Genomic DNA, 19,588 nt, shown 5'->3' with positions numbered 1-19,588 from the left:
GAATCTTACGCTCCTTCAGGCAATGGCTGCGGCTTGCTGCTTTAACCAGCTATTCTATTCGTAGATCGGACGAACCGGATTCGTCTGCTCGCGGTTGCGGCCTACGGAGAAGATAGCGATCGGAATACCCGTCAGCTCCGAGATACGGTTCAAGTAGCTCAGCGTATTGGCAGGCAGATCCTCCAGCTTCTTCGCTCCCGAAATATCCTCGCTCCAACCCGGATACTCCTCGTATACCGCTTCGCACTCGGCCAGCGTCTTAAGGCTTGCAGGGTAGTGCTGGATAATCTCTCCGCGGTACTTGTAGCCCGTGCAAATCTTAACGGTGTCCAGACCCGTCAATACGTCCAGCGAGTTCAGGGACAGACCTGTGATGCCGCTGACGCGGCGCGCATGACGGACGACAACCGTGTCGAACCAGCCGACGCGGCGCGGACGTCCCGTAACCGTACCGTACTCATGACCCTTGTCGCGGATCAATTGGCCGATCTCGTTGTCCTGCTCCGTCGGGAACGGGCCGTCGCCTACGCGAGTCGTGTAGGCTTTGGCAACGCCGATAACCTGCTGAATCTTGGACGGACCGACGCCGGAGCCGATGCAGACGCCGCCCGCGGACGGGTTGGAGGACGTTACGAACGGATACGTGCCTTGGTCAATGTCGAGCATGACGCCTTGTGCGCCCTCGAAGAGCACCTTTTTGCCTTCGTCGATAGCGTCGTTAAGCACCACGGACGTATCTGTCACATATGGACGGAGCACTTCCGCGTAGCCCAAGTAATCCTTTACGATGGAGTCCGCGTCAAGCGCCTCTCCGCCGTAGACTTGCTCGATGAGGTTGTTTTTCTCTACGATGATGGCGCGAACGCGGGATTCGAATTCCTCCGCATCCATCAGATCGCTGATCCGTACGCCGTTGCGGGCCGCTTTGTCCATATAGCATGGACCGATGCCCTTGCGCGTCGTGCCGATTTTGTTATCGCCTTTGCGGTCTTCCTCAAGGCCGTCCAGTACAAGATGGTACGGCATAATCACATGCGCGCGGTCGCTGATCTTCAGGTTCTCCGTGGAGAAGCCGTTCTCGTGAATATAGTTAATTTCGTCGATCAGAGCGGCAGGATTAATAACCATGCCGTTGCCGATGACGCAAGTTTTATCATGATTGAAAATACCGGATGGAATCATCGTTAATTTGTATTTCTTATTGTCGATGAGGATGGTGTGCCCGGCGTTGTTTCCTCCTTGGTAACGAGCAACAACGTCAGCTCCCTCTGCAAGGAAGTCGGTGATTTTGCCTTTTCCTTCGTCTCCCCACTGCGTACCGACAACAACAACCGTAGACATAATCATACCCCCGTTCGATGCATACAAACATCGAAAATTACCGTCCTTGCGGCAGATCCGGGTTCTTCACCGCGTCACTTGCCAGAAGACAGCACTAATAGTGTAGCAGTGCGACGCGTAGAAGTCAAACGAAAAACGAACAATTGTGCGGACGTCCACACAATTGTTCGGATATTTTACGATGCCTGAGACGGATCCTGATGCGCCCGGTCCAGATTGACGAATTTATTGAAGTTTTTGAGGAACACCAGCTCGACCGTGCCGACCGGTCCGTTCCGTTGTTTTGCGAGAATGATCTCGATAATATTCTTTTTCTCGGATTCCTTGTCGTAATAATCGTCCCGGTACAGAAACGCGACGATGTCGGCATCCTGCTCGATGGAGCCGGATTCCCGGAGGTCGGACATCATGGGACGTTTGTCCTGCCGCTGCTCGACGCCCCGGCTGAGCTGGGACAGCGCGATGACGGGCACTTCCAGCTCCCTGGCAATCATCTTGAGCGTCCGCGAAATTTCGGATACTTCCTGCTGACGATTCTCGCCTGCCTTGCCCCGTCCTTCGATCAGCTGCAGGTAGTCGATCAAAATCATGCCCAGCCCGCGTTCCTTCTTCAGCCTTCTGCACTTCGCGCGAATATCGGCTACCGTAATGCCCGGCGTATCGTCGATGTAGATCTCGGCCTCGGCCAAGGCGCCGATCGCCATCGTCAGCTTCTCCCAATCGTCGCCTTCAAGGCTGCCAGTTCGCATCCGGGTCGCGTCGACATTGGCCTCGGCGCATATAATCCGCTGCACGAGCTGTGCGGCGGACATCTCCAGCGAGAAGATCGCGACCGTCTCCTTGGCCCGCACGCCAACGTTTTGAGCCACGTTAAGGGCAAAGGCGGTCTTGCCCACGGAAGGACGTGCCGCGACGATAATAAGGTCGCTTCGCTGAAAGCCGGCCGTCATCCTGTCGAGATCGACGAAGCCTGACGGAATGCCCGTCGGCCCGCCCTTGTTGCTGTACAGGAACTCAACCTTCTCGAATACCTCCATGAGCACATCCCGGATGGAGATGAAACCTCCGCTGGAGCGTCGATTGGAAATTTCCAGAATTTTTTTCTCGGCATCGCTTAGCAGCACGCCGACGTCTTCTGCATTCGCATACCCATCCGACACGATATTGGTCGCGGTCCGAATCAATCTTCGCAGCATCGACTTCTCTTCGACAATCTGCGCGTAATAATCAATGTTGGCCGCCGTCGGTACGGCATTAGCCAGCTTGGCCAAGTAGCTAACGCCGCCAATCTCCTCCAGCAAGCCTTGATCTTGAAGATGGGCTGTAAGAGTAACGAGATCGACCGGCTGGTTGTTCTCGCCCAGCTCGATCATCGCTTCGTAGATGCGGCTATGGCTGCTGCTGTAGAAGTCTTCGCTGCGAACCCGTTCCATCGCGGTTATGAGCGCCTCCGGCTGAATCAGTATGGCGCCGATAACAGCCTGCTCGGCTTCCATATTTTGCGGGGGAACCCGGTCGAACATTAATTCCGTACTCATGCTTCACGCTTCTCCTCTCGGTCATCGCTCTTGGAAAATGGAAGACAGGCGCAGACGACTCAACGCCTACGCCCACCTCCGACATCTTCCACTTATCTTAAACCTGATAATTGCTCTTGCTTATTCTTCAGCCGTCTGAACGTTCAGCTTCGCTTTCACTTCTGGATGCAGCTTGACCGGCACCTGGGTCATGCCCAGCGTACGGATCGGGTCTTCCAGCTCGATCTTGCGCTTGTCGATCTTAACGCCGAGGCCCGCGAGCGCCTCCGCTACTTGCTTGCTCGTAATGGCGCCGAACAGGCGGCCGCCTTCGCCGGCTTTCGCCTTTACGACCACGGTCATCTCTTCCAGCTTCTTCGCAAGCGCCTGAGCGTCTTCCTTCTCCTTCGCCTTGCGTTTCGTTTCCGATGCGTTTTGCACCTCAAGCGTCTTCAGATTGCCGTCGGAAGCCGCTTTCGCGAGCCCCTTCGGCAACAGGAAGTTGCGTACGTATCCTTCGGAGAGATCCTTGACCTCGCCTTTTTTCCCTTGTCCCTTTACGTCTTGCAGAAAGATTACTTTCATTCGAATAACCCCTCTTCCGATTGTATTTGGTGCAGCACTTGCTTAAGCTTGGCCGCGGCTTCGCCCACCGTGCCTTCCATCTGAGCCGCCGCGTTCGTCAGGTGACCGCCGCCGCCCATCCGCTCCATGACGACTTGCACATTAATGCCCCCAAGGGAGCGAGCGCTGATCCCGATGAGTCCATCCGGTCGTTCGCCAATGACGAACGAAGCCAGAATATCGGTCATATTAAGCAGCGTATCCGCCGACTTGGCGATCAGCAGCTGCGAATTGCGCACGCCCTGCTCTACCACCGCGATGGCGATATGGTCGTATACCACTTCGGCATGCTTAATAATCTCAGCCTTGCTGACGTAACCTTCCAGATCCTCTTGCAGCATACGCTGGATGACCATGGGATCCGCCCCGTTCCTTCGCAGGAACGAAGCCGCCTCGAACGTACGGGCTCCCGTACGCATCGAGAAGCTTTTCGTGTCGACCGTAATGCCGGCAAGCAGAGCAGTCGCTTCCCTAATGTCGAGCCCGACCCGGTCATGAATGTATTGCAGCAGCTCGGTGACAAGCTCGCAAGCCGAAGAAGCATAAGGCTCCATATATACGAGAATCGCGTGATTGATAAACTCCTCGCCCCTGCGGTGATGGTCGATCACGACGATTCGGTCCGTCGCCGTCAGCAGCTTCGGCTCCTTTACGAGCGAAGCCTTGTGCGTGTCGACGACGACCGCCAGCGATTGCGGCGTCATCAGCGTCAATGCCTGCTCCGGGGAGATAAACCGCTTGGACAGCTTCTCTTCCTCGCGCAGTAGCTCCATCAGCTTCTCCATAGAAGGATTGATTCCTTCAAGTACGATATAAGCTTCTTTGCCGAAGAGCTGCGCGGCCTTGAGCACGCCGATGGCTGCGCCGATGGAATCCATGTCGGGGAGCTTATGGCCCATAATAATGATGTTATGGCTCTCCTTCATGAGATCCCGCAGCGCATGCGCCACGACGCGAGCCCGCACGCGAGTCCGCTTTTCTACGGCGTTGCTCTTGCCGCCGTAGAACGACTGGCGTCCCGCCACCTTGACGGCAGCCTGGTCGCCACCACGGCCCAGCGCAATATCGAGACTCGTATGCGCCCATTGACCGAGCTCCATAATCCCCTCGGCCCCGGCTGCAAATCCGATGCTGAGCGTGACGGGGATCTTCTGTTCGCCCGCCATCTCCCGCACCTCGTCAAGAATGACAAATCTGGAATGCTCCAGTTGGCGGAGCGTCTTATGATCGGTAACGAGCAGAAACCGGTCGGACGTGAGCCGCTTGAGATAGATTTTGTACTGCTGGGCCCATTCCGTAATTTCCGTCGTCACTTTCGCGAGCAGGGAGCTTCGCTGATGGTCGTCGAGACCTTGCGTTACTTCCTCCAGGTTGTCGATCATCACAACGCCGAGGGAGAGCTTCTCGTCCTCGTATTTGCGGCTGAGCTGCCACAATTCCGTGATGTTTTTGACGTAAAGAATTTTTTCTTTGGGCCGGAATATAAGCTGGTACATCTGCGAGCCTACCGCCGCTTCGATGATGCCGTCGCGATCCTTGGCATGCTGCAGCGTCGGGAACAGCTCCGTCAGCGGCATGCCGATGGCGTTGTCGCGCTCGAAGATTTTTGCAATGTACGGATTATGCCACTCCACGGTACGATCTTCATTATAGAGAATAATGCCGAACGGCAGCTCGCTGATGACATCGTTGCCGCCCTTTTTAACGCGATAAGATAAAGTGCCGAGATACGTCTTAAGGTCCTTGCGGAACGCCCGCTCCGCGAAGTAGCTGTAGACGGCGACCCCGATCGTAAGGATAAGACCGGCCAGTCCCGCCGCCCAGTGAAACCAGGCGAGCAGGGCCGACAGCAAGGCAAGCACCGCAAGCGCAGCCACTTGATGCATGCCGTGCCATCTCGTAATTAGAAACTTAGGCATAGAACGTATCGCTCCTGTGCTATTGGGATTTAACGAACGCCTTCCGGATCGGGAATGCCGTATCCAGAACGCCGATCAGGCTTAGCGGAGGAATCAGCAGCACAGGGATGGCTATGAGAACGGGAACTGCCCTATTCCAATCGCGATGATGAGCAATATAGAAGAAGAAGCCGATCGCCTGAATCGCGAATACATAACTGAGCAGCGGCACCAGATTCATCAGTGCAACCGGGAGGAACGCCTTGCTCGTACTAAGCATGAACAGATCCATCACGTATGCGATCAGATAGAAAATAACGAGCGAGCGCGGAAGCTTCCAATCCCTTGCCTTCGGGAAGGCAGGCACTTCAAGCCCGCTCCGGTTTACGATTCTTCTCGCGAGATAATGCGACACGACCGTCAAGACGTACGCCAAAATGATGAAGGTGAGCGGAATCATGTTAATGATGACTTGAATAAGCGTGTCCGTGTGCGAGGAGGTCCACTCCGTCGCGAGCGTGTTCTGCGCCATCACGGTGTCGAATACGTCGCGGATCATCGAGCTCATCTCATCAAGCAGGGACAGATCCAGGAACAGCTCGAATACGAGCAGCTCCAGCATAAGCTGGGCCAGCACGATGACTCCGACGATCCGGATCACCTTAGCCGCAGGTTCCTTTTTGCGGTATAAGTGACCCATGGCTATGCCGGGCAGCAGGAAGAACAGTCCGATAATAAGCACCGCCGGTCCCACGATCAGGGCGGCAGCTACCCACACGGGAATCGTGTGAAGGGCGAAGGCTCCCTTGGATAGCGTCGAATATAGAACGACATACGGAACCATCATGAACAGCAATGCAGGCAAGTTCAATACAGGTACAGCGAGAAGCAACAGCAGCAGAAACGCCGCCCCGCTCCACAGCAGGGGTTTCAGCCCAGTTTTCAATCGGTTCACCTCTTGCAGCTTCGTTTGCACACCCGATTATCAGGCATTTAACACCCATTATAGCACAAAAGCGGATTTCCGCATGCATCCCGTCCATTCCAACATTTGCGCCTGCGCCCAGCGGCGACCTGACTCCCGTTCAAGTCCCCCTCAAAAAAAAACTGCCCCGGGAGCCTTAGCTCCGCTGGGACAGTCCCTGCTGACAATAATCGATAATTTCGCTTCTTCTTACGAGTCCGATAAAATGATTTCTGTCGTCCACGACAGGCACGAAGTTCTGTACCTTGGCCAGCGAGATCATATCATCCATATTAGCGTCGATATTTACCGCTTTGTTCGTGACCCTCAGCGGCACCTCGGCAAGCTTTACCTTGTTGGTCGTCTCGAATGTCAGATCCGGCCGGCTTTTCATAAACCAGAGCAGATCGCCTTCGGTGACCGTTCCGTAATACGTGCCATCCGAGTGGAGAATCGGTACGGCCGAGTAACGATGATATTCCATCCGTTCCAGCGCTTGCCGCAGCGTCGTGTCATAGGTCAAACATACGACCTCTTGCTTCGGCAGCAGGAAAAACGCGATATTCATCCTTTGTTTCACTCCGTTCTATTGACCGGACGCGCTGGAGAGCGACTGTACCTCCTTCTCCACTGTCGCGGTGTACTTCGGAGGGAGGATCAGACTCGCGGACGGCGCGTCGGCATCCAGCCAATTATGAATCATGGTCTGTACTTGCTGCAAGTCCTCTTCATCGGCAAAATAATACCAAGCCCCGCCTGCCTCCAAGCGACCGCCTTGACCGAGCAGCGTATGGCTGTACATCGTCAGGCCGCTCTTTGTCAGCATAGCTTGCGACATGTCGATCAACTGCCCAGGCGGCATGTCGGTGCTAAAATTGTCGCCCATAATGTCAATAAATGAAGGAATCTTATTCCACTGCTTCAAACTCGTCGCCTTCTCTATAATAGCATGAAGGAACTGCTGATGTCGCTCCGTCCTGCTCATATCCCCGCCCGCGTCTTCGCGGTACCTCACGAAGTTGAGCGCGTCCTTGCCGCCATAAAGGTCCTGTCCGCCCTTGATGACGAATTTTTCGTGTCCGTAACCTTTGTTGACGATGTCATCCTCGATTGGAAGCGCGATGCCTCCCATCGCGTCGATGGCAGCGCGAAAGCCCTCGAAGTTAATAGAAGCGTAATGATTGACTGGCGCGTCCAGCAGCTTTTCTACCGTATCCATCGTCATCCCCGGCCCGCCGAAGGCATGAGCATGGTTGATCTTGTCCTCACTGTCTCTGCCCACAATCTCGACGTAGAGATCCCGCGGAATGGATACGAGCAGCATCTTGCCGTCATTCGGACGCACGATCGTGTAGATCAGCGTGTCGGACCGTCCTATCTCGTTGTCCCGTTGGTCCACCCCGAGCAACAGCACGGAGAATGGATCCCGCTTCGTCCTATCGACTCCGACAGGTTTTACAGGCTGACGGTTTTCGACGGGCTTGTACGTGTTCTCCAAACTTTTCTCAAGCGAACCCTGCAAGAACCAGTCGAAGCCGGCCATTGCCAGCACGCCCCGATTCAAATACGCCGCGGTCAGCAGAACGACCGCAATGATTCCGATTGCATATAATCGTTTATGTTTCTTCTTCATATTGTCCACTCTCCAAGCGATTTGGTTCCGTCTGTCTCTATACCGGCAGCCTTGCTTTCTTATCATTCTAGACGATGGCAACGTTGCAGGGGTTACAAACCTATGACAAAAATTTTATCCCATTTGTGGTAACTTGTCGCATTTCGCAACCAAAATTTGCTTCAAAAAAAGGTCTATTGCTTATGTACGGCGAATACAATTCTTGCAATACTATGTCCATAAGGAGCGTGACTCGTCCATTATGCAACCGGTACAAGTAAATCCGGATCCGTCTTCAACTGGCTTGGATCCCAAGGTGGCTGGCCTGCTTTGTTATTTGCTCGGCTTCATTACAGGTATCATCTTCCTCGTTCTGGAAAAACAAAGCCGCTTCGTTAAGTTCCATGCGATGCAGTCTACGATCGTATTTGTGGCCATTGTCGCCATCAATCTGGTGCTAGGCTGGATTCCCGTCATCGGATGGCTCATTTCGATTATTTTGGCCCCGATCAGCTTCATTTTGTGGATAGCCCTCATGCTGCTGGCTCTGCAAGGCAAGATGTTTAAGCTGCCCTACATCGGCGACATCTCGGAGGAGCAAGCGAACAAATTCTAGAAGAGGTTTGAACACGCATTAATAAGGCTCCGATCGTATTTACACCTCCGGCCTTCATAATGAAACAGGGACAGCCCTTTAGTCGTATAAGACGAAGGGCTGTCCCTGTTCTATTTGTACCGCAATAAACCGAATGAAAAATACGCAGTAAGGGGATTACTTTTATAATAGAAACGTCTGTTAATTCTCTTTGACAAATAACCAATTGTCTCCTATGATTTATCACAGTTAATAGTTCGAATACTAATCATCCAATAGATAGTTGGGAAGTGAGCGCTTGAAGAAACAATTTATGGTGATCGGGCTCGGCCGCTTCGGCACCAGCTTGACCCGCACTTTGATCCAAAACGGACACGAAGTGCTTGCAGTCGACAAGAACGAACAGCTCGTCCAAGAGATGGCTCCCATCGCTACCCATGCGCTGCAAGCGGACTGTACGGACGAAAACGTGCTGCGCGAGCTTGGAGCAAGCAACTTCACGCATGCCATCGTAGCGATCGGCGACGACTTGCAGGCGAGCATTCTGACAACGCTGTTGCTTAAGGAATTAAAGGTGCCAAAGGTAACCGCGAAAGCGCGAAATGAAATGCATGGCAACGTCCTCAGCAAAATCGGCGCCGATCACGTCATCTATCCGGAGCGTGATATGGGGACGCGACTGGGCAATCAACTTAGCTCGGACAACCTGATTGATTACATCGAGCTGTCGCCGGACTACAACCTCGCGGAGATTGGCGCGCCTCCCGCCATGGACGGCAAATCGCTCAAGGATCTCAACATCCGAGCCCGCTACGGTTGTACCATCATGGCTATCAAAACCGGCGATCGCATCAATATTTCGCCTAAGGCCGAGGATGCCATTCATACGGGCGACGTGCTGCTCATCATAGGCAGCAACGATGATATCCGCGAGCTGGAGAACGACTATGAACGCGCATAGCCATCCCAAGAAAAACGAACAGCCTTGGCTCGAGCGTTTCATCAATCATCTCAAAAATAATATCAGTCCGCCGCAGCTTATTACCGTCGTGTTCTTCGGGCTCATCTGGATCGGCGCGATTTTGCTCAGCATGCCCTTTTCGTCTAGCGACGGACATTCCATCGGATTGCTTAATGCGCTATTTACATCGGTATCAGCCGTTTGTGTTAATGGTCTGACGGTTCTGGATACCGGCACTGACTTCTCCGTCGTCGGTCAGATTATCATTATGGTTCTGATCCAGGTTGGCGGCATCGGCTTTATGACGCTCGGCGTGATGGTTGCTATTCTGCTGGGCAAGAAGATCGGTCTCAAGCAGCGGCTCATTATTCAGCAGACGACTCAATCGACTTCGGCGCAGGGGCTCGTTAAGCTGTCTCTGTATATGGTTCTTATCGTATTCGTATTCGAATCCATCGCCACTCTGATTCTAACGCTGCACTGGCAGAGCGAGCTTGGACTGGGCAAAGCGGCATACTATGCGCTGTTCCACTCCGTATCCGCATTCAACAATGCCGGATTTTCCCTATGGTCCGACAGCCTGATGCAGTTCGTCGGCGATCCCATCGTCAACTTGACGCTGATCCTTTTATTTATCGTAGGCGGTCTTGGATACATCGTCATACTGGACGTGCTTCGCAAGCGCTCCTGGCGCAAGCTGTCGCTGCACTCCAAGGTCGTGCTAATCTCCTCCGGCGTATTGATCCTGGCAGGGTTCTTGCTGATTTTCCTGCTGGAGAGCTGGAACAGCGCAACGTTCGGATCGTTGAACACGGGCGAGCGGCTTTTGGCATCGCTCATGCAGAGTACGACACCCAGGAGCGTTGGCTTTAACACCATTAATATCGGCAGCATGCTCGCCGTCTCCCAGTTCATCCTCATCATCCTGATGTTTATCGGGGCGGGATCCGGAGGTACTGGCGGCGGCATCAAAACCAATACGCTGGTCATCCTTATCCTGTCGACGATCCAGACCTTCCGCGGCGGCGGTCAAATCCACGCCTTCGAGCGCAAGATCTCGCAGGACTCCGTCATGCGAGCGCTGGCAGTCGTTATGACGGCGCTGGCTTTTGTCTTAACCGTTACCTTGATTCTTACGGTGACGGAGGATGTGGCGAAGGACAACTTCCTGGCTGTCCTGTTCGAAGCAACCTCCGCGTTCAGCACAACTGGCTTGTCAATGGGGCTTACCGGCGAGCTGACTACGGCAGGCAAGATTGTCGTGACCATTACGATGTTCTTGGGCCGGTTAGGCCCTCTCACGCTGGCTTACGCGCTCGCCCAAAAGAAACAAAGCTCCAAGATCGGCTATCCCGAGGATCATATTCTCGTCGGTTAATGCCCGGGCAAAAATTCATCTTACACAAAGGCTGCCAGACGAAGTCCATGGATGGACGTATCGTCTGGCAGCCTTTTCAGCCTTAATGGCCGCCAGATACGGTCAAACCAACGCGGTCCACGAGTTTCTTGCTCTCTTCGTTCAAGCCGATTATTGTCACGGTCTTGCCCTGCGCCTCATATTTGCCCAGAACCTTTGCAATTGCCGTAATCGCCGAATGATCCCAGACATGAGAGCTGCCGAGATCAATCACGATATGTTGCGGATCCTGCTGCGGGTCGAACAACTCGCCGAAGTGGCTCATCGTGCCAAAGAACATTTGGCCCCGAATTCGGTAATGCTTAATGCCCTGTTCCGTGACATGCATGTCGGCATGCAGCTTGGCCATACGCCATCCAAAGAGAAGCGCACTCATGATCACGCCGACCATAACGCCCTTTGCGAGATCATGCGTGTACACCACCACCGCAACGGTCACTACCATTATAATGGTGTCTGACACCGGGATCTTTCTTACATTCAGGATAGAGCCCCAATCGAAGGTGCCGATTGACACCATAATCATGACACCGACCAACGCCGCCATCGGGATGCTCTTGACCACATCGCCAAGCACCATAATCAGGAACAACAGTACAGCACCCGCCACCAGAGTGGACAGTCTGCCCCGGCCCCCCGATTTGACGTTGATGACAGATTGTCCGATCATCGCGCAGCCCGCCATACCTCCAAAAAATCCGGTAATCGTGTTCGCGATGCCTTGTCCGCGCACTTCCCTGTTCTTATTGCTCTTCGTCTCCGTCGCTTCGTCGAGGATCGTTGCCGTCATTAAAGATTCAAGCAATCCGACGATCGCCATCGTAAACGAGACCGGCAATATAATCATCAGCGTCTCCCAGTTGAACAGAACGTCGGGAATATGAAAGTTCGGCAGCGAACGCGTAATATTGCCCATGTCGCCGACCGTGTTCACTTGAATGCCGCCGAATACCGTCACGCAAGTCATGACGATAATTGCGACAAGCGCGGAAGGCACGGCTTTAGTCAGCAGCGGCAGTCCATAAATAATGAGTAATGTTGCAGCTACGAGCACATACATGACCCAGGTGACATTCTCGAATTGGACGAGCTGTGTCATAAAGATCAAAATCGCCAGCGCGTTCACGAACCCAATGACTACGGAATGCGGAACGAACGTAATGAACCGCCCCAGCTTGAGCATACCCATCAGAAACTGTATAATGCCCGTCAGAATCGTAGCCGCATATAGGTACTCAATCCCGTGATCGGCTACCAGCGTTACCATCAGCACCGCCATTGCGCCTGTTGCCGCGGAGATCATCCCTGGTCGTCCGCCCGTAATGGAGATGATAACCGCGATACAAAATGACGCATGCAGCCCGACCATGGGATCGACACCCGCAATGATCGAGAAGGCTATGGCTTCCGGAATCAGCGCAAGCGCGACCGTAATGCCGGCCAGCAGATCCCCTCTGACGTTAAAAAACCATGTGTTTTTCAGTTGTTGTAACAAAGAAATAATTCCTCTCTCTCCTCTAGGTCGTGTCTGAAAATCTGCTCCCCTCGGAGTATTCAGACACGCCCTAGTAATTGGTGACCTCCCACTCTCAGAGAGGTCGGGGCCGATAATTGACGATTTTTATTATACACAGAATCCACAAGCGATCTACTGGATACCATTACGGGTTTAAACGCTTACATCCGTTTTATTCTCTCTTATTCTGTTTCAATCTCCTTTTTAGCCATCTTTACGATCAATAAAATTCCATGCTCAAAAGGCGATTCGAATTCGTCAGCCCCTTTATCCACATGGGGATAACTTTTTTCGACGTCACCCTTTTTGAGTTATTCACTTGTGCATACTTTTGCATCTTCAATAAACGATACCATCTACAAGTCAGTCGGCAGCCAGCAGATAAAGGTCGTTCCCTTTCCATATACGCTATCCACCCGTATATCTCCACTCATAATCTCACTAAAGCTCTGACTAATCGCGAGCCCTAGACCCGTGCCTCCATATTTGCGTGTGGTAGATGCATCAGCCTGCGTAAATGGGTGAAACAGCTTTTCGAGCTGCTCTGGCGTCATGCCAATGCCCGTATCCCGAACAAAAAATTCGTAACCCTGCCGAGAATCCCTGACTTCCTTATAAACCTTGAATTCAATCAGCCCGTTCTCGGTAAACTTGTTGGCGTTGCTTAACAAATTAATAAGAATTTGTTTTAATTTTGTTATATCGGCCGTAATTTCTCCGCTTTCTTCGCAACTCAATTGCAGCCTGTTTCCCTTTCCGTCTACCAACGGTCCAATCGTAGTCATCACATCGTGAATTAATTCCGATAGGAGGTAGGTCTCCAGATGCAGCTCCATTTTTCCAGCTTCTATCTTGGAAATGTCCAGGATATCATTAATCAGGCTAAGGAGATGATTGCCTGCTTTGCTGATTCTGGATAAGTCCGCTACAAAGGAAGTCTCGCCGATCTCTTCTGCCTCTTCCTGCAGCATTTCACTATAACCAATAATCGCATTTAGCGGAGTTCGCAACTCATGACTCATGTTAGCCAGAAACTGACTTTTAATCAGGCTCGCTTTTATAGCCTCGTCATGCGCTTTTGCCAATTGAGTCGTTCGCTCGGCCAGTGCTGTTTCTGCATTTACTCGATCCGTAATATTTGTACGAATGGAAATAAATTGACGCGGGTTATTATGGTCATCAAGAAAAGGTACGATGGTTGTATTCATCCAATACTCGCTGCCGTCTTTGGCTCTGTTTTTAACTTCACCTTGCCAGACGCGTCCTTGTTTAATCGTTTCCCACATCGTCTTAAAGAAGCTTTTAGGATGAAATCCCGAGTTGATTACACGATGTGTTTTTCCAATCAGTTCATCACGATCGTATTTGGATATTTCGCAGAACTTTTCGTTTACATAAGTGATTACGCCTTTAGCATCCGTAACCGCAACAATAGAGGACGCATCCAAGGCATTTTCTATATCTCTCAAATTGTCCATTGTCTGCAATAATTTATTTTCATTATCTTTGCGTAATGATATATCCGTTCCAATAGATACATATTGAAATTCAACATCGCCATCATTTTTAAAGGGAACGATGGTCAGATGTATCCAGTAATCGCCACCATCCTTAGCACGATTGTTTATTTCGCCCTTCCACACTTGACCTCGTCTCAAAAGATCCCATAAATCATTAAAACCGCCATGAGCGTGGAACCCTGTATGCACAACCTGGTGGTTCAAACCTATGATTTCATCTTTATTAAACTTGGAAATTTCGCAGAAATAATCATTTACGTACGTAATGATTCCTTCTTCATTCATAATTGAAACGATTGACGAAGTCTCCAATGCCTTAAATACATGTTCAATCGTTTTATGATTCGTAAACATTTTTTGCCCACCTCGTTACACCAATATGAACTATTAGATATAAAATAATGATACGATATGAATTTGAACATTTTTTGAAATGATAGTACCCATTATTAACCAAAAAACTTGAAATAGCCTCGAAATTGCTTTGATATAGCCATTTCTATCGATTAATCATACTCGCTCAACGTCACAGCTACAACACCTCGTTAATCGAACAAGTTCAATTCAAGATAAGCCGATGGTATGAATTGTTTCGTTTAATCAAAGAAAGGGGCTGCCCGATAAATAAACTTTTAAGGTAGCCCCGTTGTCTTTATGGCTTGATTATTTGGGTAGGCTTGTACCAAACGTGTATGAAAATTCATATACAATCCACCAAACAGGCAGGCATCCACCTCGCCACTTTCCTGAAAAAGCAAAAAAGTTGGACGGAAGACTTCCGCCCAACTTTTTATTTTGAGAATTATGGGACAGCCCCAATTCAATATTAATTTACTTCTATCTGCTTTTGATTAACAGCCCTACAGCTTCCTGGACAACCTTACTTGTGTCCCCGCCCTTCTCCAGCTCTTCATGAATACATTGCTCCAGGTTTACCGCCACTACAAGCGCCAGCGTTTTATCGACGGCGCTGCGGACAGCCGAGAGTTGGCTTACGACGTCCTTGCAGTTTTTGTTTTCTTCCATCATTTTTAATACACCGCGTATTTGTCCTTCGGCTCGACGCAGGCGTCGTTTCATATCATCATCGTATTTCATTTTGGAATCCCCCCGATACATGTATAGGTATATTATAAACACATTGGGGAGTCGAGGATCAAATAAATAAGTTCACCTTCGCATCTGCGGCATCTCCCAAATAAGCCGCAACGCCGGCATATTCGATTCCGTCGAGCAATTCTTCCTTCTGGAGACCCAACAAGTCCATCGTCATCGTACATGCAACCAACTTCACGCCTTGCTCCTGCGCGAGCTCGATCAACTGCGGCAAGGTTAACGCATTATGCTTCTTCATCACGTGCTTAATCATCTTCGGGCCCATCCCAGCGAAATTCATTTTTGATAGACCCAGTTTATCTACGCCTCGAGGCATAATCTTACCGAACATTTTCTCAAGAAACCCCTTCTTTAAAGATACCGGGTGTTCCTTTCTAAGCGTGTTCAATCCCCAGAACGTAAAGAAAATCGTCACCTCATGATCGTAAGCAGCAGCGCCATTGGCAATGATAAACGCTGCTATGGCTTTATCCAGTTCGCCACTAAATAAAACAATTGTTGATTTTTCCTTTTCAGTCACATAAGGCACCCCTTTCATTTTTCAGTTATCAAAACAGGTATTGCAGGCATCTGTTCTAGCTTCAAGCTCGTTGTTACACCTTCTTAACGATAAATTTAAACACACCGTTCTCTTCCCTCGCTTCCACGAGCTCGTTTTTTGTTTGATTTACCCAAGCCTTAAAATCGTTCATGGAACCTTTATCCGTTGTATGAAGCTCCATCGTTTGCCCCGTTTGAATGGAATCGATCCCCTTCTTTGCTTTGACGATCGGCATTGGGCACGCCAGCCCTTTTGCGTCGATTACGATATCTGCCATCTCAATTTCCTCCTCTTTAGTTAGTTGTGGTTGGTTGCTTATTCGTCATGCTCCGTGGGACCTTCCCACGCGGACATACCTGGTATGACATTCGTAACTTTAGAGTAACCGCGTTCGGAAAGCAGCTGGCAGGCGAAATCGCTTCGATTGCCTGATCTGCAAACAACGAAATACTCCTCGTCCTTCGAGAGCGAATCGAGCTTTTGCTCCAGTTCGCCCATAGGTATCGAGATCGCTCCCGGAATTCGTTTGAAACTGTACTCCGCCGGTTCCCGAACGTCTAATAAGATTGAGTTTTCGCCGGCTGTGAGTTTCCGGTTCAAATCTTCGTTGCTAATGACTCGCGGATGTGTTGTTTCTAGTTTTGTTTCGATTTCCAGGGACTTCCGCAAAAAATGGCGGAAGATGCCTCCCTCTTCCTTCAAGCCGATATATTGGTGACCTGTCCGGCCTGCCCAGCTCTGCAAATCTGCCACAGACCCTTTATCCGTTGCCCGTACTTCGAGCACTTCGCCGGCATTCATTTCCGCGATGGTTTTTTTGGTTTTTACGACCGGCATCGGACACGCCAAGCCCTCGCAGTTTAACGTTTGATTCGTTTGAATCATGGATGTCATATGATCTACTCCTTTCTTGTGTTTAAATCCCTGAAACTACCTCTCCTTCCCAGAGGGACATGCCCCCGGGCATATTGCTGACGTCATAACCTAATTCTTCAAGCCATTCGCATGCCAATCCGCTGCGGTTTCCGCTTCGACATACGACAATATATGGCTTCGTCCGATCCAACTCGCCTAGTCTTTGCCCGAGCGAACCTAGCGGGAGGTGCTTAACGTTCGGGATATGACCAGATTCCCACTCATCCGGCTCTCGCACATCAATAATGTTCAGCTTTTCACCTTTTGCTAACCGTTCTTTGACTTCCTGCGGCAGCATGTCTTTCGAATATTTTCCTGCCATCTGGCAAACACTCCCCAAAGTTAAGATAGAATATCGAGCCAAATTTTAATGACAGTTGCGATTATCAATACGGCGAGGATCCATTGAAGCATCTTTACATTCATCTTCTTGCCGACTTTCGCGCCAATCGGAGAAGCAATGATACTTGCGATTACCATGATCGCTGAAGGGATCCAGAGCATATGCCCTCCCATGATCTTGCCTGCCGTCGTCCCGATGGAGGAAATGAACGTAATCGCTAATGAAGATGCGATTGCAACCCGAGTCGGGATTTTAAGGAGGACGAGCATAATCGGAATGATGATGAATGCACCGGCCGCACCGACGATTCCCGACAAAATACCGACCACGGCAGCCGATATTGATGCCAAGCCCCGATTAAATGTAATCTTGGTAAAATCGCCGTCTTCATTGCCTTTCTTCGGCATAAACATCATCACTCCGGCTATTAGTGCCATAACCGCGTAGACAATATTGATGACGCCGTCCGGAAGAAACTTTGAACCATACCCGCCAAGGAGACTGCCGATGATAATCGGAACTCCCATATACAGTACAAGCTTCGTATTCATGAAATTTCCTTTGCGATAAGCCAACATCCCTGCTAATGTCGCAAAAAACACTTGAATGGCACTTACAGCTGCAACTTCCTGAGCCGAGTAAGCCAAGAAACCTAAGGCAGGAGGGATATACAGCAGCATCGGATATTTGATAATCGACCCGCCAATCCCTACCATTCCCGAAATAAAGGACCCGATAAAGCCGATGGCAAATAAGACGGTAATCAACATGATATCCATGCCCATAACGGAAATCCTTTCCTTTATACCCTGCAGGGTATTATTTGGGTCAAAAAAATAAGCTCCCTCTCTACAGTCGCCCGAATTCATTATTTATCGTGTACGGCGCAACGATTCGGTCCCCATTCCATCTCCCGTTGTTCTTCTTCGTTTGGCGTCATTCTGCCCATATTCGTTTGGCGAATTTCTTGATAGGCGTTTGGCTGCGGTGGAAGGTTCTCCGTCACTGCCGATCTAAAATCGTCATTGCTTTGCATGTTGAGCCCTGGATTGTTTTTATACAAGTCGCCGAGACGTGCGGCAACCTTGCCATCTCGCCCGAGCTCGCTTATCTTGCCGAAATGGGCGGGGAGTACCATCAAATCGTCTGAAAGGCCTTTATACGTCTTGTACAGCGTCGATCTGAGATCTGCAACCCAATCCTCCGCCTTGCCGGCTAAGTCCGGACGACCGATAGACTCGACAAATAGGATATCCCCGCTAAGCAAGTATTGTTCGTCAATGATTAAGGACGTGCTTCCGATCGTATGACCCGGAGAATAGATAGGCTGGATCCGGATATTAGAATGACCAACCTTAATTTCTTTTCCTTCCTCTAGCGGCTCAAAGTCGAAAATGACTTCGGTTGCATCTCTGGGAGGGAGCCAATATGTTGCTCCGGTTTTCTCTGCTAACAATCTGCCACCCGAGATGTGGTCGGCATGCAAGTGCGTGTCGAGTGTGTGTTTGATCTTCGCGCCTTTGTCGGAAGCAAATTGTTCAAAAACATCGATCATACGCAGCGTGTCGATCATCACGGCCTCGCCACCCGACAATACCATATACGACAAACAGCCCTTGCCAATGCGAACGAATTGATATAATTCCCCTCCATCCTTAAGATCACCGATTTTGACAGGCTCCATATAATCGCTCCAAGCTTTCATGCCGCCTTCCAGATAATGAATATTCGATTTTCCAGCTTCGGCGAGCTGCTCCGCAATAAAGATCGATGAACCTTCTTTGGCGCACACTACAAGGATGTTTTTTCCATCCGGGATTTTATCGAGCGCATCGTCAACGCCATCCAACAAATCGAAGTAAGGAATATTCAATAGATTTATTTTCACGCCTTCTATTTTCCAATTCATGAATTCCGACTCATTTCTGACGTCTAGAATAAACAATTCTTCTTGTGCAATGATTTTCTTTGTAAGTTCCTGAGGAGTCATTGCCTTTATCGTTGTTGCCATTGTAATTTCTACCTCCCTAATCGTATTTTATAGTTTCACCGGGTGAGACTCACTAGACTCATAATACCCCACTGGGTATTATTTTATCGAAAATTTATACCCCACGGGGTATACAAACATATTACAGTGTTCTTTTAGTTCTGTCAACCGTTATGCACAAACACAAAAAAACCCACGCAAGGATCACTTTTTCAAGTGTCCTGGCTTGTGGGTTTTCTTCGTTCTGCACTTCAGCACGAACTATTCCGTTGTGTAAGGCAGCAATGCGATCTGACGGGAACGTTTAATTGCAACTGTCAGCAAGCGTTGGTATTTCGCGCTTGTGCCCGTTACGCGACGTGGCAAAATTTTGCCGCGCTCGCTGATAAACTTCTTAAGCAGATCCGTGTCTTTATAGTCAATGTGAGTAATTTTGTTTACAGTAAAGAAACAAACTTTACGACGTTTGTTGCGTCCGCCTTTACGTCCGCTGAACTTACGCTCTGGACGCTCGTCGCCGCCGTTCTCTCTTGGTTTGAAAGCCATGGTGTACATCCTCCTTCTCGTAGAAAATTAAAATGGTAAATCATCTTCGGAAATGTCGATTGGACGTCCGTCATCCTTGAAAGGATCGCTGTTGCTATTGCCGTCGTTGCGCGATCCGCCCGAACGGCTTCCGCCGCCATAGGATGAACCACCGCCACCGCCAGCATTGCTT

20 protein-coding genes and 1 pseudogene are annotated in these 19,588 nt (G+C 50.5%); 3 read left to right on the top strand and 18 right to left on the bottom strand.

What is annotated here, in order from left to right; all coding sequences use genetic code 11:
• Positions 1-54: 54 nt before the first annotated feature.
• From PAT3040_RS13655 to PAT3040_RS13625, 7 genes are all read right to left on the bottom strand, one after another.
• Positions 55-1,341 (bottom strand): adenylosuccinate synthase, encoded by a 1,287-nt coding sequence (locus tag PAT3040_RS13655; protein WP_108993117.1) that lies wholly within the window; start codon positions 1,339-1,341, stop codon positions 55-57.
• A gap of 176 nt (positions 1,342-1,517) precedes the next feature.
• Positions 1,518-2,879 (bottom strand): replicative DNA helicase, encoded by a 1,362-nt coding sequence (dnaB, locus tag PAT3040_RS13650; RefSeq protein WP_087568483.1) that lies wholly within the window; start codon positions 2,877-2,879, stop codon positions 1,518-1,520.
• Between the two features lie 120 nt (positions 2,880-2,999).
• On the bottom strand, positions 3,000-3,443 hold the full coding sequence (gene rplI / locus PAT3040_RS13645; protein ID WP_108993115.1) for a 50S ribosomal protein L9: 444 nt from the start codon (positions 3,441-3,443) through the stop codon (positions 3,000-3,002).
• Positions 3,440-5,401, bottom strand: coding sequence for a DHH family phosphoesterase (locus PAT3040_RS13640; RefSeq protein WP_108993113.1), 1,962 nt, complete (start codon positions 5,399-5,401; stop codon positions 3,440-3,442). The genes rplI and PAT3040_RS13640 overlap by 4 nt, the downstream gene beginning before the upstream one ends.
• A gap of 19 nt (positions 5,402-5,420) precedes the next feature.
• Complete coding sequence (locus PAT3040_RS13635) at positions 5,421-6,326, bottom strand: DUF2232 domain-containing protein (RefSeq protein WP_373271274.1); 906 nt, start codon at positions 6,324-6,326, stop codon at positions 5,421-5,423.
• Between the two features lie 175 nt (positions 6,327-6,501).
• The gene (locus tag PAT3040_RS13630; protein ID WP_087568486.1) at positions 6,502-6,912 is read right to left on the bottom strand and encodes a CBS domain-containing protein; all 411 of its coding nucleotides are present in this window, start codon (positions 6,910-6,912) and stop codon (positions 6,502-6,504) included.
• Positions 6,913-6,930: 18 nt separating this feature from the next.
• On the bottom strand, positions 6,931-7,977 hold the full coding sequence (locus PAT3040_RS13625) for an LCP family protein (RefSeq protein ID WP_108993112.1): 1,047 nt from the start codon (positions 7,975-7,977) through the stop codon (positions 6,931-6,933).
• Between the two features lie 241 nt (positions 7,978-8,218).
• Here PAT3040_RS13625 and PAT3040_RS13620 point away from each other — a divergent pair, with 241 nt between their 5' ends.
• The 3 genes from PAT3040_RS13620 to PAT3040_RS13610 all read left to right on the top strand — a co-directional run bounded on the left by PAT3040_RS13620 (position 8,219) and on the right by PAT3040_RS13610 (position 10,890).
• Positions 8,219-8,572: a DUF4870 domain-containing protein gene (locus PAT3040_RS13620; RefSeq protein ID WP_087568488.1), complete on the top strand. Its 354-nt coding sequence runs from the start codon at positions 8,219-8,221 to the stop codon at positions 8,570-8,572.
• A 277-nt stretch (positions 8,573-8,849) separates the two neighbouring features.
• Positions 8,850-9,512: a potassium channel family protein gene (locus tag PAT3040_RS13615; protein WP_087568489.1), complete on the top strand. Its 663-nt coding sequence runs from the start codon at positions 8,850-8,852 to the stop codon at positions 9,510-9,512.
• Positions 9,499-10,890, top strand: a complete 1,392-nt coding sequence (locus PAT3040_RS13610) for a TrkH family potassium uptake protein (RefSeq protein WP_108993110.1) — start codon at positions 9,499-9,501, stop codon at positions 10,888-10,890. Before PAT3040_RS13615 ends, PAT3040_RS13610 begins: the two co-directional genes overlap by 14 nt.
• A gap of 82 nt (positions 10,891-10,972) precedes the next feature.
• Here PAT3040_RS13610 and PAT3040_RS13605 read toward each other — a convergent pair whose 3' ends face one another.
• The 11 genes and pseudogenes from PAT3040_RS13605 to PAT3040_RS38625 form a co-directional block, all read right to left on the bottom strand.
• Complete coding sequence (locus PAT3040_RS13605; RefSeq protein ID WP_108993108.1) at positions 10,973-12,424, bottom strand: SulP family inorganic anion transporter; 1,452 nt, start codon at positions 12,422-12,424, stop codon at positions 10,973-10,975.
• Positions 12,425-12,801: 377 nt separating this feature from the next.
• Positions 12,802-14,319, bottom strand: coding sequence for a PAS domain-containing sensor histidine kinase (locus PAT3040_RS13600; RefSeq protein ID WP_108993106.1), 1,518 nt, complete (start codon positions 14,317-14,319; stop codon positions 12,802-12,804).
• 483 nt (positions 14,320-14,802) lie between these two features.
• Complete coding sequence (locus PAT3040_RS13595) at positions 14,803-15,063, bottom strand: metal-sensitive transcriptional regulator (RefSeq protein WP_108993104.1); 261 nt, start codon at positions 15,061-15,063, stop codon at positions 14,803-14,805.
• Positions 15,064-15,121: 58 nt separating this feature from the next.
• Positions 15,122-15,619: a DsrE/DsrF/DrsH-like family protein gene (locus PAT3040_RS13590; protein WP_108993102.1), complete on the bottom strand. Its 498-nt coding sequence runs from the start codon at positions 15,617-15,619 to the stop codon at positions 15,122-15,124.
• Positions 15,620-15,674: 55 nt separating this feature from the next.
• On the bottom strand, positions 15,675-15,899 hold the full coding sequence (locus tag PAT3040_RS13585) for a sulfurtransferase TusA family protein (protein WP_108993100.1): 225 nt from the start codon (positions 15,897-15,899) through the stop codon (positions 15,675-15,677).
• A gap of 38 nt (positions 15,900-15,937) precedes the next feature.
• The gene (locus tag PAT3040_RS13580; RefSeq protein WP_108993127.1) at positions 15,938-16,507 is read right to left on the bottom strand and encodes a sulfurtransferase TusA family protein; all 570 of its coding nucleotides are present in this window, start codon (positions 16,505-16,507) and stop codon (positions 15,938-15,940) included.
• Between the two features lie 31 nt (positions 16,508-16,538).
• Entirely contained in the window at positions 16,539-16,859 is a 321-nt protein-coding gene (locus tag PAT3040_RS13575) for a rhodanese-like domain-containing protein (protein ID WP_108993098.1), read from the bottom strand.
• 20 nt (positions 16,860-16,879) lie between these two features.
• A complete protein-coding gene (locus PAT3040_RS13570) occupies positions 16,880-17,659 on the bottom strand; it encodes a sulfite exporter TauE/SafE family protein (protein ID WP_181376605.1) in 780 nt (259 codons plus the stop codon).
• An 89-nt stretch (positions 17,660-17,748) separates the two neighbouring features.
• The gene (locus PAT3040_RS13565) at positions 17,749-18,891 is read right to left on the bottom strand and encodes an MBL fold metallo-hydrolase (protein ID WP_108993094.1); all 1,143 of its coding nucleotides are present in this window, start codon (positions 18,889-18,891) and stop codon (positions 17,749-17,751) included.
• 240 nt (positions 18,892-19,131) lie between these two features.
• Positions 19,132-19,416: a 30S ribosomal protein S18 gene (gene rpsR, locus PAT3040_RS13560; RefSeq protein WP_087568496.1), complete on the bottom strand. Its 285-nt coding sequence runs from the start codon at positions 19,414-19,416 to the stop codon at positions 19,132-19,134.
• Between the two features lie 27 nt (positions 19,417-19,443).
• A pseudogene (locus tag PAT3040_RS38625) lies at positions 19,444-19,588 on the bottom strand (single-stranded DNA-binding protein); the annotation flags it as partial.

It is taken from the genome of Paenibacillus agaridevorans, assembly GCF_003112455.1.
Classification (GTDB): domain Bacteria; phylum Bacillota; class Bacilli; order Paenibacillales; family Paenibacillaceae; genus Pristimantibacillus; species Pristimantibacillus agaridevorans.
The sequence above is the reverse complement of the archived record's forward strand: the minus strand, read 5'-3'. Positions and strand labels throughout refer to the sequence as shown.

Bases quoted from the DNA above. Each gene is read 5' to 3' on its own strand.
- PAT3040_RS13655 (WP_108993117.1), bottom strand. From the start codon at position 1,341: ATGTCTACGGTTGTTGTTGTCGGTACGCAGTGGGGAGACGAAGGAAAA.
- dnaB (WP_087568483.1), bottom strand. From the start codon at position 2,879: ATGAGTACGGAATTAATGTTCGACCGGGTTCCCCCGCAAAATATGGAA.
- rplI (WP_108993115.1), bottom strand. From the start codon at position 3,443: ATGAAAGTAATCTTTCTGCAAGACGTAAAGGGACAAGGGAAAAAAGGC.
- PAT3040_RS13640 (WP_108993113.1), bottom strand. From the start codon at position 5,401: ATGCCTAAGTTTCTAATTACGAGATGGCACGGCATGCATCAAGTGGCT.
- PAT3040_RS13630 (WP_087568486.1), bottom strand. From the start codon at position 6,912: ATGAATATCGCGTTTTTCCTGCTGCCGAAGCAAGAGGTCGTATGTTTG.
- PAT3040_RS13625 (WP_108993112.1), bottom strand. From the start codon at position 7,977: ATGAAGAAGAAACATAAACGATTATATGCAATCGGAATCATTGCGGTC.
- PAT3040_RS13620 (WP_087568488.1), top strand. From the start codon at position 8,219: ATGCAACCGGTACAAGTAAATCCGGATCCGTCTTCAACTGGCTTGGAT.
- PAT3040_RS13610 (WP_108993110.1), top strand. From the start codon at position 9,499: ATGAACGCGCATAGCCATCCCAAGAAAAACGAACAGCCTTGGCTCGAG.
- PAT3040_RS13600 (WP_108993106.1), bottom strand. From the start codon at position 14,319: ATGTTTACGAATCATAAAACGATTGAACATGTATTTAAGGCATTGGAG.
- PAT3040_RS13595 (WP_108993104.1), bottom strand. From the start codon at position 15,063: ATGAAATACGATGATGATATGAAACGACGCCTGCGTCGAGCCGAAGGA.
- PAT3040_RS13590 (WP_108993102.1), bottom strand. From the start codon at position 15,619: ATGAAAGGGGTGCCTTATGTGACTGAAAAGGAAAAATCAACAATTGTT.
- PAT3040_RS13585 (WP_108993100.1), bottom strand. From the start codon at position 15,899: ATGGCAGATATCGTAATCGACGCAAAAGGGCTGGCGTGCCCAATGCCG.
- PAT3040_RS13580 (WP_108993127.1), bottom strand. From the start codon at position 16,507: ATGATTCAAACGAATCAAACGTTAAACTGCGAGGGCTTGGCGTGTCCG.
- PAT3040_RS13575 (WP_108993098.1), bottom strand. From the start codon at position 16,859: ATGGCAGGAAAATATTCGAAAGACATGCTGCCGCAGGAAGTCAAAGAA.
- PAT3040_RS13570 (WP_181376605.1), bottom strand. From the start codon at position 17,659: ATGGATATCATGTTGATTACCGTCTTATTTGCCATCGGCTTTATCGGG.
- PAT3040_RS13565 (WP_108993094.1), bottom strand. From the start codon at position 18,891: ATGGCAACAACGATAAAGGCAATGACTCCTCAGGAACTTACAAAGAAA.
- rpsR (WP_087568496.1), bottom strand. From the start codon at position 19,416: ATGGCTTTCAAACCAAGAGAGAACGGCGGCGACGAGCGTCCAGAGCGT.